The 20,643-nt window shown below is 47.3% G+C and carries 18 protein-coding genes; 16 read left to right on the forward strand and 2 right to left on the reverse strand.

Annotation, left to right across the window (positions count from 1 at the left end; translation table 11 throughout):
- Positions 1 to 109 precede the first annotated feature (109 nt).
- The 10 genes from J4N45_RS21780 (at position 110) to paeA (ending at position 10,679) form a co-directional block, all read left to right on the forward strand.
- The gene (locus tag J4N45_RS21780) at positions 110 to 1,108 is read left to right on the forward strand and encodes an AAA family ATPase (RefSeq protein ID WP_252016939.1); all 999 of its coding nucleotides are present in this window, start codon (positions 110 to 112) and stop codon (positions 1,106 to 1,108) included.
- An 18-nt stretch (positions 1,109 to 1,126) separates the two neighbouring features.
- Complete coding sequence (locus J4N45_RS21785; RefSeq protein ID WP_252016940.1) at positions 1,127 to 2,086, forward strand: DUF58 domain-containing protein; 960 nt, start codon at positions 1,127 to 1,129, stop codon at positions 2,084 to 2,086.
- Positions 2,083 to 2,658: a DUF4381 domain-containing protein gene (locus tag J4N45_RS21790; protein ID WP_252016941.1), complete on the forward strand. Its 576-nt coding sequence runs from the start codon at positions 2,083 to 2,085 to the stop codon at positions 2,656 to 2,658. Before J4N45_RS21785 ends, J4N45_RS21790 begins: the two co-directional genes overlap by 4 nt.
- Entirely contained in the window at positions 2,655 to 3,716 is a 1,062-nt protein-coding gene (locus tag J4N45_RS21795; protein ID WP_252016944.1) for a VWA domain-containing protein, read from the forward strand. The genes J4N45_RS21790 and J4N45_RS21795 overlap by 4 nt, the downstream gene beginning before the upstream one ends.
- Entirely contained in the window at positions 3,713 to 5,395 is a 1,683-nt protein-coding gene (locus tag J4N45_RS21800) for a vWA domain-containing protein (protein WP_252016946.1), read from the forward strand. Before J4N45_RS21795 ends, J4N45_RS21800 begins: the two co-directional genes overlap by 4 nt.
- A complete protein-coding gene (locus J4N45_RS21805) occupies positions 5,392 to 6,681 on the forward strand; it encodes a BatD family protein (RefSeq protein WP_252016948.1) in 1,290 nt (429 codons plus the stop codon). Before J4N45_RS21800 ends, J4N45_RS21805 begins: the two co-directional genes overlap by 4 nt.
- A gap of 38 nt (positions 6,682 to 6,719) precedes the next feature.
- Complete coding sequence (locus J4N45_RS21810) at positions 6,720 to 7,628, forward strand: LysR family transcriptional regulator (RefSeq protein WP_252017219.1); 909 nt, start codon at positions 6,720 to 6,722, stop codon at positions 7,626 to 7,628.
- 19 nt (positions 7,629 to 7,647) lie between these two features.
- A complete protein-coding gene (locus J4N45_RS21815) occupies positions 7,648 to 8,604 on the forward strand; it encodes a Gfo/Idh/MocA family protein (protein ID WP_252016950.1) in 957 nt (318 codons plus the stop codon).
- A gap of 60 nt (positions 8,605 to 8,664) precedes the next feature.
- Positions 8,665 to 9,150 (forward strand): GNAT family N-acetyltransferase, encoded by a 486-nt coding sequence (locus J4N45_RS21820; RefSeq protein WP_252016952.1) that lies wholly within the window; start codon positions 8,665 to 8,667, stop codon positions 9,148 to 9,150.
- Positions 9,151 to 9,362: 212 nt separating this feature from the next.
- Positions 9,363 to 10,679 (forward strand): polyamine export protein PaeA, encoded by a 1,317-nt coding sequence (paeA, locus tag J4N45_RS21825; RefSeq protein ID WP_252016954.1) that lies wholly within the window; start codon positions 9,363 to 9,365, stop codon positions 10,677 to 10,679.
- 134 nt (positions 10,680 to 10,813) lie between these two features.
- On the opposite strand, the gene J4N45_RS21830 is transcribed toward paeA, so the two are convergent.
- Positions 10,814 to 12,091, reverse strand: a complete 1,278-nt coding sequence (locus J4N45_RS21830; RefSeq protein ID WP_252016956.1) for an NAD(P)/FAD-dependent oxidoreductase — start codon at positions 12,089 to 12,091, stop codon at positions 10,814 to 10,816.
- A 14-nt stretch (positions 12,092 to 12,105) separates the two neighbouring features.
- Positions 12,106 to 13,464 carry a glutamine synthetase family protein gene (locus J4N45_RS21835; RefSeq protein ID WP_503058231.1) on the reverse strand — a complete coding sequence of 453 codons (1,359 nt, stop codon included), beginning with the start codon at positions 13,462 to 13,464 and terminating at the stop codon, positions 12,106 to 12,108.
- 288 nt (positions 13,465 to 13,752) lie between these two features.
- On the opposite strand from J4N45_RS21835, the gene J4N45_RS21840 reads away from it, so the two are divergent.
- From J4N45_RS21840 to J4N45_RS21865, 6 genes are all read left to right on the forward strand, one after another.
- Entirely contained in the window at positions 13,753 to 15,084 is a 1,332-nt protein-coding gene (locus J4N45_RS21840) for a glutamine synthetase family protein (protein WP_234496928.1), read from the forward strand.
- 57 nt (positions 15,085 to 15,141) lie between these two features.
- Positions 15,142 to 16,506: an aspartate aminotransferase family protein gene (locus J4N45_RS21845; RefSeq protein ID WP_252016960.1), complete on the forward strand. Its 1,365-nt coding sequence runs from the start codon at positions 15,142 to 15,144 to the stop codon at positions 16,504 to 16,506.
- Positions 16,507 to 16,580: 74 nt separating this feature from the next.
- The gene (locus J4N45_RS21850; protein ID WP_286036919.1) at positions 16,581 to 17,690 is read left to right on the forward strand and encodes an extracellular solute-binding protein; all 1,110 of its coding nucleotides are present in this window, start codon (positions 16,581 to 16,583) and stop codon (positions 17,688 to 17,690) included.
- 53 nt (positions 17,691 to 17,743) lie between these two features.
- The gene (gene potG / locus J4N45_RS21855; protein ID WP_042471286.1) at positions 17,744 to 18,886 is read left to right on the forward strand and encodes a putrescine ABC transporter ATP-binding subunit PotG; all 1,143 of its coding nucleotides are present in this window, start codon (positions 17,744 to 17,746) and stop codon (positions 18,884 to 18,886) included.
- Positions 18,883 to 19,800 carry a putrescine ABC transporter permease PotH gene (gene potH, locus J4N45_RS21860; RefSeq protein ID WP_042471288.1) on the forward strand — a complete coding sequence of 306 codons (918 nt, stop codon included), beginning with the start codon at positions 18,883 to 18,885 and terminating at the stop codon, positions 19,798 to 19,800. Before potG ends, potH begins: the two co-directional genes overlap by 4 nt.
- Entirely contained in the window at positions 19,797 to 20,639 is an 843-nt protein-coding gene (locus J4N45_RS21865) for an ABC transporter permease subunit (protein ID WP_252016962.1), read from the forward strand. The genes potH and J4N45_RS21865 overlap by 4 nt, the downstream gene beginning before the upstream one ends.
- The last annotated feature ends 4 nt before the right edge of the window (positions 20,640 to 20,643 follow it).

Here is a 20,643-nt window from a genome sequence, read left to right on the forward strand (position 1 = left end):
ATATAGCATTATCTCTATAACCAAAAGTTATAGAGCAGCTAGGTAAAATTAAGCGCTACATTGAGGTCCATTCATTTAACGAAGACGAGCAATCAAAAGGTGTGAACCAATGAATCAAGCACAAACAGAACTTAACCGCCTGATTACAGAAGTAGGTAAATCGGTTATCGGTCAACAACATGTGGTCACAGCGCTGGTGGTTGGCTTGATTACCAATGGACACATCTTGCTTGAGGGTTTGCCGGGCACGGCGAAAACACGCTCTATTAAATCATTGGCCGATCGCCTGAATACAAGTTTTGGCCGTATTCAGTTCACACCGGACTTATTACCTTCCGATGTAACCGGTACCGAAATTTACCAGGATATGGATGGCAAGCCTCAGCTTCACTTCCAAGCTGGTCCTATCTTCAATAGCATTGTTCTGGCGGATGAGATCAACCGCGCGCCAGCAAAAGTTCAGGCAGCATTGTTAGAAGCGATGGCCGAAGGAACGGTGACAGTGGGAGGAGACAGTCATAAATTGCCAGAGCTGTTTATGGTTCTAGCGACACAAAACCCAATCGAACAAGAGGGTACCTATCCGTTACCCGAAGCGCAGATGGACCGTTTCATTATGAAGGTGACGGTAGATTATCCAGAGGACGAGGCAGAACGAGACATCATTCGCTTAGTGCGAAATGAAGAACGTTCAATATTGGTTGCTGCGGATTCTGAAACTACCACCTCCAATGACATTATCACTATCTCAACAGATTCGGTTTTTGCCGCAAGAAAAGAAATGCCAGAGATTGAGGTATCGGACATCGTCGAGAATTATATCGTCAGTCTCGTGATGGCGACAAGACAGCCGCAGCGCTACCCAGAATCGTCACTGTCAGATTGGATTCTCGTTGGATCTTCCCCGCGTGCGTCTATCGCTTTAGATAAATGCAGTCGCGCTTATGCTTGGTTACAAGGTCGAAACTATGTTGAGCCTGATGACGTCAGAGCGGTAGCGAACATGGTGCTCGGACACCGAATTGCGCTGTCATACAACGCGTTGGCAGAACAAGTGACCCAGCAAGATGTTGTAAACCACCTTCTTGATGTTGTTGCGATAGGCTAAGCCGCCAGAGGTACTACTATGGCTTCTAAAAACGCTAACAACCAAGATTGTCGAATTCATACCTCATATGAGCGTTTGGTTAAGCTGCAATCACAAGTGCAAGCTTTCTCATTATTACCGCATCTCGTGGCGCAATCTCGTATGTCGGGTCGACATGGTTCACCGTTTCGTGGGCGTGGACTTAACTTTGAAGAGCTTCGCCATTACCAGCTCGGTGATGATATTCGAAATCTGGATTGGAAGGTCACGATGCGTACTGGCAAACCGCACGTGCGCACTTATACCGAAGAGAAAGACCGAAACTTTATCATTTGTGTTGATCAGCGGAGTGGCATGTATTTCTCTTCTATCGATACCATGAAGTCCGTGGTTGCTTCCGAGATCGCAGCTCTGTCAGCCTGGCGCATTTTGAAAGACAATGACCGAGTTGGTTTTATCATTAGCCAAACAACACAGATTGAATACTTAAAGCCTCAACGCTCGCAAAACCATCTTTTGCATGCCTTAAAACGGCTCAATGAAGCGAATAATGCGCTTGACATCTCCAGTGAAGACAGCGAAGCATCTAGCTTGTCAGCCACTATTCGTATGCTTGGTAATCTCGGGCTTAAGAACGCCACTGTCTTATTCATTAGCGATTGGTCTGGGGCGTCTGAATTCGATCTCGATAGATTGAAGTACTTACAGCAACACAACGATATCCTTAGCGTAGTCATTTCCGATCCGCTCGAAGCGGCATTACCAGCAGAGATTCTCGATGCAACCTCCTTGGTATTTGGTGATGGCAAATATCAGTTAAGCGTGACTGAAAAAACGAAATTAGACAAAGCCAACCTTGGGCTCCGGGAGCAATCTCACCAACGTCTTGAGAGACTTGGTCAGCTAATGGCGATGAAACGACTTCCTGTCATTGAGCTATCAACTGATGGTAAACATATCGATGCGTTTAAGCGTGCTGTGGGAGGAGTGTCTTCATGAGTCAAACAGCGCCTAGTTCCTATATTCTTCGCAATATGTCAGAGGTCCCGAATCCAGATGCTATCTCGTGGCTTCCACAGACCATAGGATGGCAAGTGCTGGCATTATTCATCCTTCTATTTGCTATCTACAAGTTCGCCATAGCCTACTGTGACCATCAGATGCAGAGTTATCGGAGAGAAGCGAAACGAGTACTTGAACAACATCAACAGTCCGAGCATCTTTCGATGGTTTGTTATGACGTGCTGAAAAGTGTTCACCACTACCTATATCCAAATCAGCCTCAACAGTTTAATAAGGTTTGGTTGGCGTATTTGAGTCAACAGTCTTTAGATCAAAGCAGCAATCTAGCGACAGAACTCGGAGAAAAGTGGCTACGCTCGCTTATTTCTCAATCGGTGGTATTAACGAATGCGGAAACTAAGCAAATACATAGCGCTGTATCGCTTTGGATTGATTCTCATAAAACGCCCTCTTGGCTAATAGAATACTGGTCGCTTAAAAATACAGCTCAGCGAAAATTGAGTGGTGTTCGACGATCGTTGATTCAATTCAAGGGGGAGTCATCATGAACTGGGAAAGCCTTTCTCTAACTTACCCAATGTGGCTATTGCTCTTACCACTACCGATTCTGGTTTACCGCTTAGTCCCAGCCTATAAGACCAAACAGAGTGCGATTAAGGTGCCGTTTTTTAGAAGCCTCTTGGACATTCTTGGTGAAGAACCCGAGCAGGGTGCGAGTCAACTGAACCCTTCTTGGTGGCAGCGCGCAATCCTTGTTGCTTCATGGGTATTGCTAGTTATTGCGATGACTAAGCCTACGGTGCTTGGTGAGCCACAGACGCGCGAGAAACTAGGGCGAGATGTCATGGTCGCTGTCGATCTGTCGGGCTCAATGGCAGAGATGGATTTTGTATCTCCAGATGGTCAAGCGATATCAAGATTGGATGTGGTCAAAGGTGTGCTTAAAGACTTTGTCGCTACTCGCGATGGTGATCGCCTTGGTTTGATTTTGTTTGGCGATGCCGCTTACTTACAAACGCCATTTACTGCCGATCACGATGTTTGGCTCGCATTGCTCAATCAAACCGAAGTCGCGATGGCAGGACAAAGTACTCACTTAGGAGATGCTATTGGCTTGGCAATCAAGGTGTTTGAACAATCGCAAGGGGAAGCGGAGCGAGAGAAAGTGGTGATTGTTCTCACTGACGGCAACGACACAGGGAGCTTTGTTGAGCCGAAAGATGCCGCGACCGTTGCCGCTGCGAAACAAGTGAGGATCCATGTGATAGCAATGGGCGATCCAGAAACCGTAGGCGAGCAAGCGTTAGATATGGAAACAATTCAAAACATCGCTAGCTCATCGGGCGGCGAAGCGTTTCAAGCGATGGACCAAGAAGCATTGCAAAGTGCTTATCAAGCCATTGGGGAATTGGAGCCAAAGTTATACGAAAGTACGCAATACCGACCGAAACAAACGGTGCATCATTACTTAATTATGATTGTCGTCGTTCTTTATCTTATCGCGTTTACCACCGCTACGATTCGTCGTTCCATGTTTAACTCTGAGCCAGTGGATTTAGCCAGAAAGCAAGATGTTGCCTCTCTCGAAACGGAGGGCAAATCATGAGCAGTTTAGCGATTGAGCAGTTCTTCTCTCAGTTTCATTTTATGCGTCCTTATTGGCTGTTGGCGTTTATCCCACTTGTGGTACTGCTGTTGCTTCGTTGGAGTAGAGAGTCAAAATCTGCATGGAAAACCATCATCCCAGAGCATTTACAAAAGGCATTGATCATTGGCGAGCAGGGCTGGAAAAGCCAACTTCCCCTTAAACTACTCAGTGCGATTCTCAGTGTTGCCATAGTGATCTGTGCGGGACCAACCTGGGAACGCGAACCGTCACCATTTGGAGAAGACCAAGGGGCGCTCGCTATTGTGCTGGATGTCAGTACTTCTATGGAGCAAACGGACTTGCCGCCGTCGCGCTTAGAGCGTGCCAAATACAAGATCCGAGACCTTCTAGAGGCTAGAAAAGGTGGAAAAACGTCACTTATTGTCTTCGGTGGAAGTGCACACATAGCGATGCCGATGACAGAGGACAATCAAGTGTTCTTGCCATTTCTCAATGCGATAACGCCTGAGGTGATTCCGGTACAAGGTAAGAGTGTCCAATCGGCAATTCCTGAGTTGCAATCTCAGTTAAAAGGCTTTCCGTCAGCATCTATTTTAATCGTCTCTGATGGCGTTTCCCAAGAAGGTATTAAGCAATATCGAGAGGCGTTTAAAGAAACCAGTCAGCTAGTTATGGTTTTAGGTGTGGGCAACGATGCTATCCAAAGTAGTTCAGCGACTGATTGGGGGAGCTTGAAAAAGCTGGCTAGCGATACTGATGGTCGTTACTACGCGCTCACAACTGATGATAGTGACATCAATAAAATCGCATCGGATGTCGAACGTCACATGCAAATCTCAGGGGAGTCAGCGATGCCGTGGAGAGACATGGGTTACTACCTCATCTTTCCTGTGATGATTCTTGCGCTGTTATGGTTTAGGAAAGGTTGGCTGGTTCAGTGGGTGCTATTAGCGTCGTTAATCAGTCCTAATTTGATAATAAGCCAAGCTCAGGCCGAAACTGTTTCTGTGGTGGCAAAAACTGAGCAGATCACAGAATCCAAATCGAATGTTGAAGAGTTCTGGGATAGCGCGAAACAGACTTGGATGAATCTATGGCTAACCCCTGAACAGCAGGGACAATGGTACTTCAATCAAGGCGAGTTCATTAAAGCGGCGAACCATTATCAAGAGCCAATGAACAAAGGTATCGCCTTTTATTATGGGCGTGATTTCGTTTCAGCCCAATCTCAGTTTGTTCAGGTGCAGGGCGATGAACGTGCCATCCTTTATCTTGGTAACACGTTGGCGAGGCAACGTGAATATCTTGCTGCAAGAAACCTTTATAAAGATCTTATGGAAAAAACCAACGACGAAGATATTGTCAATGTTGCCAAGCAAAACTACCAAGCCATGAGTGAGCTGGTGGATGAAATTAATCGTGTAAGTGAGAGCCAATCAGGTACAACCGATGGACCTGAAGAATCTATGGAGCTGGGTGATAACCCTCGAACCGCTGATGGCGCGGATGAAGAAACAGCGTCACAGTTAATGCTAAAAGAAACACTCAATGCTAACGAAATATTGGGCAGTCAAGAACTGGCGGATAAATGGCTGAGAAAAGTGGAAGCCGATCCAAAGAATTTTTTGAGGAATAAATTCCAAATCCAGCTTCGTGAACAAGGGAGTCAACAATGAAAACCGTTAACTTCCGACGAGTGATTAATTTCCGACATAACTCCCTACAAGCAATAACTAAGCTGGGACTGATTCTCTTCGCTGCCATGTTATCTATGTCGATGCCGGCACGCGCGGACATGACGATAAACCAGCTGCAGCGTGAAGGCGGTGTCGAGATAAAATCTTGGCTAAGTAAAGGTGATAGCGCAGCAGAGCCTACCGCAATTCGAGAGCAGGTTATTCTCTATATTGAGGTGGCAACGCCAAGGTGGTTTACAGGCGGTACTCGTATCTCTGGTTTTGGGATGCCCGATCTGATTGTAAAACAACGTAACCAATTAGCGACCAACTACACCGAACGTAAAAATGGACAAACATGGTCGCGACAGCGCTGGGAGATAACGCTTTACCCCCAGCAGAGTGGTGAATATCGACTACCAAAAGTGCCTGTGCGCGTTCAGGTTTCAGCACAGGACGGCTCGACCGTCTCCGGTACTCTGTATACAGAACCGATGTCGTTGTTTACTTACCTTCCAGATGCGACTTTCACTCAAAATGAACCCTGGTTCTCTGCTCAAGATGTCAAAATTAATGAGTCTTGGAAGGCATCCTCGGAGGATTTAAAAGCGGGCGATAGTTTAGTCAGAACCTTGAACATCGAAGCAGCCGATACTTTATCGATACTTTTACCACCTTTAGGTGAGCAGAGTGTAGAGGGAGTAAAAGGTTATCCCAAACCAAGTGTATTGAACGATAGCCAGACCCGTGGTGTATACAAATCGAAACGTACCGACGAGGTGACGTATATTCTCACGACAGGCGGTGAGGTGACGTTCCCTGAGCAGGAGATTCGCTGGTGGGATGTGGAGTCGCAATCGGTCAAGTCTGTCACTTTAGCTGCGAAAAAAGTGCAGGTTGCTCACACTTGGCGTTCGCTGATCAATACGTATAAAACTGAACTCGTTATACTTTTTGTAGTAATGCTCGCGATAGTAACAACGTTCAAGCTAATGTACCGCTTCTACAAAACGCACCCAACACCACAGTGGTGGCAGTTGGCGAAAGCGCTACGAAGCAGAGAGTGGGCGTTAGTCAGGGCTTTAATCTATAAAAAAGGTCGTGAAGTTAGCGGAGAAGTTGAACTCAAAAAGATCCATGACGAACCTTCATGGCAGCAAGCGAGTCACAGCATCCAAAATGAAACACCAGACGCCGCGTTAAGTCGCAGAATGTGGAAAAGACTTAAGCCAAAAAGGCGCAGCGAACGTTCATCTGTACTCAAGGGTTTAGATAAGTGGCACTAGAGTACATGAGCCGAGCTGGTGAAAACGAAAAGGTCAGAATGAAAAACACCGAACTCAATCTTATTCCAGTCTTCGTTGCCATCTACGAAGAGCAAAGTTTATCCAGTGCGGCAACACGGCTTGGCATTAGCCAGCCAGCAGTGAGCAAAGCACTCAAACGTCTTCGAGAAATCTATGACGATTCTCTATTCCATCGCAATGCCAGTGGCGTAGAGCCGACAACCTTTGCCAATGATATCTACCCGGCTTTGGCAACGTCGCTCAAAAACTTCAATTCAACACTCGAAGCGTCGAGAGATTTTAATCCTAAGACCTCAACCAAGACATTCTCTATCGCCTCTGTGTCTGCTGCGAACTATGCAGTATTGCCGGAGCTACTAGTAAGGTTTGCCAAGATAGCGCCTAAAGTTTCATTGGAAGTGCATCCGCTGTTCACCGAAGACCATGAGTCCGACCTGCGCTTGCAGCGCTATGATTTAGTTATTGATAGGACGCGCACCGATGTCACTACGTTGAAGACCAAAGAGATCTTCAAAGAAACGCTTTATGTTGTCGCATCGAACGACCATCCAAGGCTGACGGGAGAGACCATCACAACCGAAGAGTATTTGGCCGAGCAACACGTCGTGATGTCTCGTTGGCATACTCGCCAAAGCTTCTTTAGCGAGAAAGACTTCCCTGAGTTTGGTAAACGCAAGATCGTCTATCGTGCTCCAGGCGAAGTGGATATGCTGCCAGCCATAAGTCAGACCGAAGCCATTGGTCTGGTCACGCACTCTACGTTTACCAAGTTTTCCCAAGGACTCAACGTAAAAGCGCTGCCAATGCCATTTGGCGCTTCAGTGCACGGACTCAGTATGGTTTGGCACCCAAGCCGAAATTCGGATACGGCACATCAATGGTTAAGAACTCAAATTGCTAAGGTTGCCAGTACGCTCAATAAATAACATGAAAGGATGAAGGTTCATGATCAAATGGGGTGTGATAGGGCCGGGTAGGATTGCCCACAACTTTGCTAAAGGGATCAGTGTTACTGAAGACGCTGTTATACACGTTGTATCAAGCAGAAACCAACAGCGAGCCCAACAGTTTGCGGATGAGTATCAAATATCGACTGTTTACGGAGATTATCAAGGGTTAACCCAAGATCCCGTTATCGATATTATCTACATCGCGACGCCTCACGCCTTTCATTATGAACAAGCCTTGATGTGCTTGAATGCAGGCAAGCCAGTCATGTGCGAAAAAGCACTCACAATGACTGCCAAGCAGTCTGAGCATCTGCGTGAGGTCTCTGTCGAGAAAGGCTTATTTATCATGGAAGCCTTTTGGTCTAAGTTCCTTCCTGTCTGGGAGCAAATCCAAATCTGGAAGCAGCAAATAGGACCAATAAAACTCGTCCAATCGAACTTCTGCTTTAAAGCTGAGCGTAACTACAGTGACCGCCTCTTTGACCCCGCGCAGGGAGGAGGTGCACTACATGACATTGGCATCTACAACATCGCATTATCTAATTACGTCTTCGAGCAACTGCCTCTAAGCTGGCAAATCACAGGTGAAGTAGGGGAAACGGGAGTCGAAGAAAGTGTCTCGGCGATTCTTGAATATGAAAATGGCGCTAGTGCGATGTTTACCTGTAGTTTCAATATCACCACACCAAACACCATGGTCATATTCGGTGAACATGGGCGAATCGAAGTAGCAGAGCCTTTCTTCGGCGCAGAGAAAGCAACGCTTGTTACTGACAAGGACACCGAAATATTCGAAGCACCGCACTTAGGTGCCGGCTTTGAGTATCAAATCGCGGAGGCGATGGAGTGTCTAAGACAAAACAAAATCCAGAGTGATAAGCATCCAATGCAAGCGACGATTGATACATTACGTATCATTGAAGAAATGCGTAAAAAGCTCAACGTTGAGTAAAAGTACACCATTCATTCGCAAACACAATTTAAGCTATTCTTAACTCAATCCTTAAGAAATATGAGAGCCAGACAATTGATTACCGATAACCAACTTCGCGCCATGCAACAAAATGACCTACCAGCGGTTAAATCCATCATAGATGCCAATGAAATGTTTCCTTCTGAATATCTCGATGAAATGACGTCCGAGTATTTCTCTGGTGACTCGCAAGAAGTTTGGACGGTTGCAGAGGATGAGAAGGCGGGCATTGTTGCTGTTGCTTTTTGTTCCCCAGAAAGAATGACCGAGGGAACATGGAACCTGCTCATGATTGCCGTACAACCTGATTATCAAGGTGTTGGCATCGGTAAAGCGATGATGCAACATGCTGAGAGTCAGGTTAAGGGCCAAGAGGCTCGTATTTTGTTGGTCGAGACATCAGGGCTTCCAGAGTATGAAAAGACGAGGGAGTTTTATCCCAAGTGCGGATATAAGCCAGTCGCGGTCATACCTGATTACTATGACGAAGGTGATGATAAGGTGGTTTTCTGGAAAGCGTTATAAAATCTAGGAAGAACTAGTGTGGGGGCTATTCTGAGCTAGAGCCTATATAGGTGAGGTAGTCTACTTTGCATTTCTGACGAAGCAACTCTTGAACGGAGCGGATATAACGGCAGTTTAGTTATCGTCTAGACAAAATAATTTCATGGAAGTTTTCTCAATATCCTCGCCAATTGTGGCTAGAATGACGCCACTTTTCTATTCGGATAGTCTCCATGAGTCTACTTGAAAACCTTTCTATAATTATGGCGCTGATCTTAATCAGCTGCTTTTTCTCGATGTCAGAAATCTCATTGGCTGCTGCGCGCAAAATTCGTTTGCGTCAACTTGCAGATGATGGCGATCAGCGAGCTACTTTGGTGCTCGGGCTGCAAACGCATCCAGGCAATTTTTTCACGGTTGTGCAAATTGGCCTAAACGCAGTAGCTATTATGGGTGGCATTGTCGGGGAATCAGCGTTCACCCCTTATATCGCAGCAATGCTCAGCAATTGGATTCCATCAACATGGGTGGCGCAAACGAGCTTTGTGCTCTCTTTTACCTTGGTTACCAGTCTGTTTATTTTGTTTGCTGACCTAATGCCAAAACGCATCGCCATGGCGATGCCAGAGACCGTCGCTTTGGCGTTGGTAAAGCCTCTAGTGGTTTGCATACTCATCCTTAAACCCTTCGTATTTGTGTTTAACGGTTTGGCGACACTGATTTTTCGTTTGCTACGCGTTCCAGCTGAACGCGATGATGACATCACGAGTGATGATATTTATGCGGTTATGGATGCAGGCGCGGAAGCGGGCGTGCTTGATACCAACGAGCAACAAATGATGGAAAGCGTATTTCAGATGCAATCCATCCCGATTACTTCTGCCATGACGCCACGCGAAGACATCGCTTTTCTCTCGCTTAGTGACGATGAATCGATGCTCAAACGCAAAATAGCTGACAACCCTCATCACAAGTTCTTAGTGTGTGACGGGCAGCTTGATGCGATCAAAGGCTTTGTGAACTCGAGTGAGTTGTTGATCCGCCTTATCAATGAGCAAACTTTGGATTTGAAAAGCAGCAGTGTGGTTCAAAGCTGCCCGATCATTCCCGATACATTGAGCTTGTCCGAAGCGCTGGAGTATTTCAAATCTAATCGCGTAGATTTCGCCGTGGTGACGAACGAATACGCGCTAGTGCTTGGCGTCGTGACGTTTAATGACTTACAAAGCGCAGCAATGGGTAGTTGGGTGTTAGCAGAAGGTGAGGAGCAGATAGTCGCCCGTGATGAGCATTCTTGGTTGGTCGACGGTGTCACGCCTATTACGGATGTTATGCGCACACTGCAAATTGATGAATTACCGCATTCGCAAAACTATGAAACCATCGCTGGTTTTATGATGTTTATGTTGAAGAAAATTCCGCGTCGTACTGATTCTGTGGTTTTCTCGGGGTATAAGTTTGAGGTGGTGGATATTGATGATTATAAAGTGGATCAGTTGTTGGTGACGCGTGTTGATAACGGAGCTGTTGCCGAGGACGGGGCGAGTTAGGTACAAAAAAGCAGTTAGTCGATTGTTACCCCCTCTAGCTCCCCCTATGTTGAGTTTGGCAGCTAACGCAGTTACGAGCTGTGTTCTAGGGGGAGAACATGAAAAGAGCCAACAACCTTGTTGTTGGCTCTGTTTTAAAGAATATCCCTTACCCGATAGTAGGACATCGCCAACACCAATGCTGGTGTCTTAAACAATCTCCCTCCAGGGAACGGCATATGTGGGATCTTATCGAAAATCGCGAAGCGCTCTGCCGTTGTGGCAACGCACTCAGCCATTAGTGTGCCTGCCATTCCCGTTGCCGCGATGCCGTGACCGGAAAAGCCTTGGGCAAAGTAGACATTGGGTTTCAGACGACCAAAGTGTGGAGCTCGGTTCATGGTGATGGCGACATTCCCGCCCCAGGCATAATCGATTTTTGCATCGGATAGCTGAGGGAATATGTCTACCATTCGTCCGCGCATGGCTTTTTCTAGATTAAACGGAGCGACGCCAGAGTAGCTGACTCGTCCGCCAAATAGCATCCTGTGATCGCCAGAGCAGCGGAAGTAATCTAAGACAAAGTTGATGTCACAAGCGGCGATGTGATCTTTCATTAGAGCGCCAGTAACGTCTTCACCCAAAGGCTCGGTGGCACAAATATAGGTGCCGACGGGCATCACTTTGTTTTCCAGTTTGGTCTCCAAGCCATCCATATACGCATTACAAGCGAGGATGACGTGGTTAGCTTTTACGGTGCCGTTTTTAGTGAACAGTGTAGCCGGGTCACCATGCTCGATTTTGGTCACGGAGCTGTCTTCATAAAACTCTGCACCAGCCTGTTTGGCAGCGTTTACCAATCCAAGCGTGTAATTGAGTGGATGCAGATGGCCGCTGTTGCTATCGAACATACCAGATGTGTATTTTTGGCTAGCGAGGTGGTGGTGGGTCTTTTCTTGATCCCACATCTCTAGCGATTCATAGCCGTAGTTTTCGGTGAGGTCGTCATACCAAGCTTTGAGCTCTTTGTCGTGGCGAGGCTTAACACCGACATGCACCATGCCATCTCGCCAATCACAATCAATGTTGTACTTGTTGATGTTGGATTTCGTTAGCGCTAACGCTTCAACGGAAATGTCCCAGAGCTTTCTAGCATCGGATTTTCCAACTAGCTTTTCTAAGGTGTCTTGTTCGGATGCCCAGCCAAATATAGCTTGACCACCGCTTCTTCCAGAAGCGCCCCAGCCAACGCGATTGGCTTCTAAAACGATAACTTTAAAGCCTTTGTTAGCAAGTTCGAGTGCGGCGGTGGCTCCGGTGATGCCGGAGCCAATAACACAGACGTCGGCAATTTGATCTCCCATTAGTTTAGGAAAATCGAATTGCTGATTTCGCGATGCCGCGTAATAAGAGTCTGTGTGCTTCACTTTCATTTTGTATCCTTACTTTACTTGTACCACTGATATTCTAATGGCGAGACTTGCGCAGAGAAGCGAGCTTGCTCATGTTTTTTGTTTGCTAGGTAAACCTTGCAGAACTCCTCACCAAAGCTTCGTTTCATAAACTGACTGTTGGCAAACTCATGCAGTGACATATCCCAAGAGATAGGCAGCATAGGAAGCTCGAGCAATGTTGCATCGCCTTCAATTGGCTCTGGTGGAGTGAGTTTGTTCTCAATACCATCGAGTATCGATGCGAGTAGTACTGCGACGGTGAGGTAGGGGTTAACATCGGCGCCAGAGAGGCGGTGCTCGATGCGTTTGTCTGATTGACCACTTGCAGGTACTCGCACTGCAACGGTTCGATTATCCCAGCCCCAAGTCGCGTGCAGCGGCACGAACATACTAGGCTGTAGCCTTCGATAAGAGTTAGCGTTAGGCGCGAAGATCGCCATGCTATCTTCAAGGTGTGCAAGTACGCCCGCAATCGCATTGAGAAGAACGCTCTCATCTTCACCAAAGACATTGGTTCCGGTTTCATCTCGCAGGCTGATATGCACGTGACAGCCGTTGCCTGCGTATTCGGTGTAGGGTTTGGCCATAAAGTTGGCGTAGAAGCTGTGTTTTTTGGCGACCGCTCGAACCACGCGCTTTAACAGCATGGCTTGGTCACAAGCGAGTAGAACATCATCAGTATGTTTTAGGTTGACCTCAAACTGCCCAGGGGCGTACTCGGCTGTGATGTTTTCAGCTGGGATATTCTGCTCTTCACAGGCGCTGATGATCTCATCGAGGAAGGCTTTGAACTCGTCGAGCTCTTCTAGGGAATAGACTTGAGTTTGTGTCATGCGTTCACCACTGATTGGCATCAGTGGTGGTTGTGGGTTGCCTGCTTCGTCGGGTTCAAGATCTTGGAGATAGAACTCAAGCTCAACTGCGATGCAAGGTTTGAGTCCTTTGTCAGCGAATTTTTCTAGCTGAACTTCGAGTACGTGTCTTGGGTCGGCAAAGAATGGTTGGTTTGAGGTTGGCTCAAACATGGTCACAATCGCTTGCGCACTGTTTTCTTGCCAAGGAGTGGTAGTGAGTGAGCTTGCCACCATTCGACAGATCCTATCACCGTCGCCTTTTTCAAAACCCAGTCCGGTTTCTTCTACCGTTTCCCCACAAATATCGAGTGCGAATACCGAAGCGGGCAGACAAATACCTTGTTCTAACACTTTGTTGAGTTGGGTGATGGGGACGCGTTTGCCTCGAACAACACCGTTCATATCGAACAGGATCAAATCCAAGCTGGTGACGTCTGGATGCTGTTCAATAAATCGTTCAATTGTAAGCTTTTCGTGACCAAGTTGAATTGGTTCGATGTTGTCTGCGCTACTCGCAAGTTGACTCGTTCCCACTGTGGCTCCTCCACTTTTCCCAACGATTCCTTATGTATCAAGCCCTAAATTGGGCTCAACCGTGTTGGTTGCTTTTTAACCATAGACACAATGTTCAGTAAAACACAACACTAATGTATCTAAAATGTTAATCGTCATCTCAAAAGTTGCAAAATAATTAACATCTTTGTTTGACATTTATACAGGTCGGTGCCAATGCTAAATGGGAGCTTATTGATAAATTCGTTGAGCGAGTAACGAAAAGAAGGATTTATGGAAACGATTAGGAAATGGATAGAAGAGAACCGTATTACTGAAGTTGAGTGTTTGATCCCGGATATCACGGGCAACGCTCGAGGCAAAATTATGCCAGCGAAAAAATTCCTTCGAGAAGGGGGCATGCGTCTTCCCGAAGTGGTTTTTTTCCAGACCGTGACCGGCGATTGGCCAGACGATGAAAGTATGATCGACCTGACCGAGAAGGACATGACTCTGGAGCCCGACCAAAACACAATTCGATTTGTGCCTTGGACCAAAGAGCCCACGGCGCAAGTGATCCACGACTGCTACACCGTAGAGGGTAACCCTGTCGATATCTCACCACGTGCTGTGTTACGCCGTGTGTTGAGTCTCTACGAAAAAGAAGGGTGGCATCCAGTTGTCGCGCCAGAGCTCGAGTTTTTCCTAGTTCAGAAAAACCTTGATTGGGACTACCCACTTGAGCCGCCGATTGGTCGCAATGGTCGCCCAGAAACAGCAAGACAGTCATTCAGTATCGATGCGGTTAACGAATTCGATCCTATTTTCGAAGACATGTACGACTACTGTGAAGCGCAGGGTTTGGATGTAGACACCTTGGTCCATGAGTCTGGCGCAGCCCAGATGGAGCTTAACTTTGACCACGGCGAGCCACTAGACCGAGCAGACCAAGTTTTCCTATTCAAACGCACGGTACGCGAGGCGGCGCTCAGACACGATGTGTACGCCACCTTTATGGCAAAACCGATGGAAGATGAGCCGGGCAGTGCGATGCACATTCACCAAAGCCTAGTTGATGACAAAGGTAAAAACCTATTCGCCAACGAAGATGGCTCAAACAGCGAACTGTTCATGAACTACATCGGTGGCATGCAGAAATACACGCCAGCAGCGATTGCGTTCTTTGCTCCAAACGTGAATTCGTATCGCCGTTTGGTGTTTGGTGATTCAGCGCCAACTAACGTCGCTTGGGGTGAAGACAACCGCACTGTTGGTCTTCGTGTCCCAGTATCAGATCGAGATTCAAGACGTTTAGAAAACCGTTACGCAGGTGCAGATGCTAACCCATATCTGGCGATGGCTCTTACCCTAGCGTGTGGTTACCTTGGCATGAAAGAAAAACTCACGCCAACGGAGAAGAGCACAGGCGACATGACTACTGAACCATACTCGCTTCCTCACAACCTAGAGGATGCATTGGTTCTGCTAGAGAACAGCGATGAATTACGAGAAATCCTAGGCGATCGATTTGTATCGGCTTATGTGGCAATCAAACGCAAGGAGTACAAAACCTTCTTCCAAGTGATCAGTTCTTGGGAGCGAGAATTCTTACTTTTAAACGTGTAACTAAGGCAACGCTATCGAAAGAGCATTAATTAAACAGCAGGAAATGGAAATTAATTTATGTCAGTACAAAACGGATCAAAATGGACAGAGCAAGACAGCGCACACTGTCTCCATCCATTTACTAACTTCAAAGCACTAAACGACAAAGGTTCACGAGTGATTACTCGTGCAGAAGGCATCTACATCTACGATGAGCATGACAATAAAATCTTAGATGGAATGGCGGGTCTTTGGTGCGTAAATATGGGCTACAACTGTGAGCCTCTTATTGAAGCGGCGACCAACCAGCTAAAGGAGTTGCCTTACTACAATCTGTTTTTCCAGACTACGCATCCACCTGCTGTTGAGCTCTCGACGCTGCTTGCTGAAGTAGCACCAGAAGGGATGAATCATGTGTTCTTTACTGGGTCGGGCTCTGAGTGTAACGACACTGTGGTTCGCATGGTTCGTCATTACTGGACAAGCCTAGGTAAGCCAAACAAACAAACCATCATTAGCCGTAAGAATGCCTACCACGGCAGTACCATGGCGGGCGCAAGCCTTGGTGGTATGGCGTTTATGCATGCTCAAGGTGGTTTGCCATTGCCAAACATTACTCATATCGATCAGCCATATCACTTCGGTGAAGGTCAGGCTATGGATGCGAATGAGTTTGGCTTGGAACGCGCACGTCAGCTTGAAGCGAAGATCCTTGAACTTGGTGAAGAGAATGTCGCTGCGTTTATCGCTGAGCCTATTCAAGGCGCTGGTGGCGTAATTATCCCGCCAGACAGTTACTGGCCAGAAATTCAACGTATCTGTGACAAATACGAAATCCTTTTGATTGCTGATGAAGTGATCTGTGGATTCGGGCGAACAGGTGAGTGGTTTGCTAGCCAAACCTACAACATCAAACCCGATCTCATGTGTATGGCAAAAGGCATTACCTCAGGCTATCTACCACTTGGTGGCGTCATGGTGCGCGACCACGTTGCCAAGGTGCTGACAGATGCTGACACCGAGTTCGCGCACGGGTTTACCTACTCAGGTCACCCAGCTGCCTGTGCGGTTGCCATCGCCAATATCAAGGAGATGCAAAACCGCAATATCATCAACCAAGTTCGCGAAGATACCGCCCCTTACTTTGCTTCACGTTGGAGTGAGCTTTTAGAGCACCCAATGGTCGGTGAAGCAAGAAGTAAAGGTCTGGTTGGTGCGATTGAACTGGTCAAAGACAAACAGACTAATGAGCGATACCACAAAGACCTCGATGTAGGTACGCGTTGTCGCGAGCATTGCTTTAACTCAGGTGTCGTTCTTCGAGCGGTAGGGGACACCATGATTTGTTCGCCACCGCTCATTATCACCCGAGACGAGATCGATGAGTTCATCGAAAAAGCAAAACTCGCACTCGATAAAACACTCGCCGACGTTTCGCAGTAGCCGACGAGACACCCAATACCAGAAAAACACAACAAAGGTATTAACCAAAGAGCAAACAGGAAACGGAGATCCAAATGGAGAAAGCAAAAGCATACTTTGGTGTAGCGTTAGGGATGACAATGGGGCTTACCTCAATGACATCTTTTGCTGCTGAGGAAAAAGTGCTCAACATTTACAATTGGTCAGACTACATAGCGGAAGACACCATTGCGAAGTTTGAAGCGGAAACCGGCATCAAAGTCGTGTATGACGTATTCGACTCAAACGAAGTGTTAGAGGCGAAGATCTTATCGGGCAACACAGGCTTTGACCTAGTTGTACCGAGTAACGACTTCTTAGGTCGTCAGGCGAAAGCGGGGGCTTTCCAAAAGCTCGATAAGTCTAAGCTGACTAACTACAAGAACCTTGACCCGAAACTGATGGGCATTCTTGCTGACACTGTAGACCCAGGTAACGACTACTCAGTCCCTTACCTATGGGGTACCACGGGTATAGGTTACAACGTTGAGAAAGTGAAGGCGGTACTTGGTGAAGATGCCCCTGTCGACAGCTGGGATCTCGTGTTCAAGCCAGAGAACATGGAAAAACTCAACAAGTGTGGTGTGGGTTTCTTGAATGCGCCAACCGAAATCATGGCGGCTGCGCTGAATTATATCGGCAAAGATCCAAATAGTACCAATCCAAACGACTACAAGAAAGACGCTTTGGAGCTGCTTAAACAAGTTCGTCCATACGTGACCTACTTCCACTCATCGCAGTACATCAATGACCTAGCAAACGGTGATATCTGTGTGGCGATCGGTTGGTCTGGTGACGTCCTTCAAGCGGCTGATCGCGCTGCTGAAGCAGACAATGGTGTAGAAGTCGCGTACTCAATTCCGAAAGAGGGTGCGCTGGCTTGGTTCGACCTAATGGCGATTCCAAAAGAAGCGAAGCACCCAGAGAACGCTCACTTGTTTATCAACTATCTACTTCGTCCAGAAGTGATTGCTGAGATCAGTAACTATGTTTGGTATGCGAACCCGAACCCACCATCACGTGAGTTTATCGACGCAGAGATTCTAGAAGATCCAGGGATCTACCCAACAGAAGAAGCGCAAGCGAAGCTATATAGCTCGAAGATGTTGCCACACAAAACATCTCGTGCCATGACTCGCGCTTGGACTGACTTCCTTAAAAACTGATAAGACAATTTTGGCGACCCAACTTGGGTCGCCGCGTTTGCTTGGAGACTACCATGACAGTGATGTCACTCGATACAGAGCTCAACCATCAACACGTTGCCCCAGTGCCACCGAAACCACTTCTAGAAATTCGAGGTCTGACTAAGGATTTCGATGGTCACGTAGCCGTGGACAACATTGATCTCACCATCAATCAAGGCGAGCTATTCGCGCTGCTAGGCGCCTCTGGCTGTGGTAAATCAACACTACTGCGCATGCTCGCGGGTTTCGAACAACCAACTGCAGGTCAAATCATTCTTGATGGCGAAGATTTGGCAGACATTCCGCCTTACAAACGACCTGTGAACATGATGTTCCAGTCGTACGCGTTGTTCCCACATATGACGGTGGAGAAGAACATCGCCTTTGGTTTGAAACAAGACGGTATGCCAAGCAAAGAGATCGACGCAACGGTGAAGCACATGCTCGAGCTGGTACGAATGACCGATTTCGCCAAGCGTAAACCTCATCAACTGTCTGGCGGACAAAGACAGCGTGTCGCGCTGGCAAGAAGCTTAGCGAAAAAACCAAAACTGCTGCTTCTTGATGAGCCAATGGGCGCACTAGACAAAAACCTTAGAGAAAAGATGCAGCTCGAGGTGGTCGATATTCTAGAAAGCGTCGGCGTGACCTGTGTGATGGTTACCCACGACCAAGAAGAAGCCATGACTATGGCAACTCGCATTGCCATTATGAATAAAGGGCAGTTTGTACAGATTGGCTCGCCAGAGTCGATTTACGAGCACCCGAACTCCAAATTTGCGGCTAAGTTCATCGGCTCGGTCAACATCTTCGAAGGTGTGCTTGAAACCAATGAGGCCGACCATTCAACCGTTCGCACTCCAGATATGAGCAATCCGATCTCTATCAGCCACGGTATCTCTGGTGCGCCAGGTATTCCGGTGTCGATTGCTGTGAGACCGGAGAAAATTACATTGTGCGATCATATGAATCCGTCGCCGAATCATTGTAGTGGACTCGTCGAAGACATCGCCTATATGGGTAATCAGTCGATCTATCACGTAAGACTCGACTCAGGAAAACTGGTCACCGCAACACTGCAAAACACCAGTCGTGTTAGGAAAGGAATGCCTACATGGGAGCAAAGAGTCAATCTTTGCTGGGACAAGGAAAGTTGTGTGGTACTCAAGATATGAAGAAACCAGCCAAACTTAATATTTGGAGTGTGGTACCGACACCTAAGTGTCTGCTACTCGCCGTGCCGTACGGTTGGCTCCTACTGTTCTTCCTGCTGCCGTTTCTTATCGTATTTAAGATCAGTTTTGCAGAAGCTCAGATATCGATTCCACCGTATTCAGAGCTGTTGAGCTATGCGGAGCAACAGTTGCAACTGCTGCTCAATGTAGGCAACTACCAGTACCTGATTGAAGATGACCTTTACGCGTCGTCTTACATTCAATCGATTCGTATCGCCTTTATCTCGACGGTACTGTGTTTAATCATAGGCTTCCCGATTGCCTGGGCGATTGTTCACTCATCTCCAAGTACTCGTAATGTCCTTTTGATGTTGATTATCCTGCCATCGTGGACCAGTTTCTTGATTCGAGTCTATGCGTGGATTGGCATCTTAAAAAATAACGGACTGCTCAATAACGTCTTGATGATGTCTGGCGTCATTGACGAGCCACTACAAATCCTGCACACAGATACTGCAGTCTATATTGGCATTATCTACACCTACTTGCCGTTTATGGTGCTACCGCTATATACCGCTCTTATGCGAGTGGATTATTCGTTGCTTGAAGCCGCGAGCGACCTAGGTGCTAAGCCAATGACGACACTGTTTACGGTTCTAGTACCGCTTACACGAGCAGGTATCATTGCAGGCTCAATGTTAGTGTTTATCCCGGCTGTGGGTGAGTTTGTTATCCCAGAACTATTGGGCGGCCCCGATACGGTTCTAATCGGTAAGGTGTTGTGGCAAGAGTTCTTCAACAACCGAGACTGGCCTGTGGCATCTGCCGTCGCCATAGTCATGCTGCTCATTTTGATGCTGCCAATTCTATGGTTCCATCGCTATCAAAAACGTGAATTGGAGGCTCAAGGATGAACGACATCCCAGTTTACAACAGCAAACTTAAATGGGTGATATTGGGCGTGGGCTTTGCGTTCCTATATCTGCCGATCCTGATTCTGATCATCTACTCGTTTAACGAAAACCGCTTGGTAACGGTTTGGTCAGGTTTCTCATTCAAGTGGTACTTTGAGCTACTACAAGATGATTTGCTAATGGGCGGCGTAAAACTCAGCCTAATTATCGGGTTCCTATCAGCAAGTGCCGCAGTGGTTCTTGGCATTATCGCCGCCTTCGTCCTTAACCGATTCGGTAAGTTCAAAGGCGAGACGGGCTTTGCGTTTATGATTACTGCGCCATTGGTTATGCCAGAAGTGATTACTGGCTTGTCACTGTTACTGCTGTTTATTGCGATGGGGCAGGTGTTCGATATCTTCAGCCAACGTGGCATGATGACCATTTGGATAGCCCACGTGACGTTTTGTACGGCTTATGTCACTGTGGTGGTTAGTTCGAGGCTTCAAGAAGTCGACCGATCAATCGAAGAAGCCGCGATGGATTTAGGTGCGCCACCTTGGAAGGTCTTCTTCCAAATCACGCTGCCATCTATTGCACCAGCGATTCTAGCGGGCTGGCTACTGGCGTTTACCCTGTCGCTTGATGACTTGGTGATTGCGAGCTTTGTGTCAGGGCCTAGTGCGACAACCTTGCCTATGGTGGTGTTCTCCAGTGTAAGGCTGGGGGTGAGTCCGAAGATCAACGCGCTGGCAACACTGACGATACTCGCCGTCTCCTGTGCCACATTTATCGCGTGGTGGTTGATGGCAAAGGCAGAAAAGCGTAGGCTTCTAGAAATGAAGATGAGTCAGCAGTAAACGG

The sequence above is a fragment of the Vibrio sp. SCSIO 43140 genome (genome assembly GCF_023716585.1).
GTDB classification, from domain to species: domain Bacteria; phylum Pseudomonadota; class Gammaproteobacteria; order Enterobacterales; family Vibrionaceae; genus Vibrio; species Vibrio maritimus_B.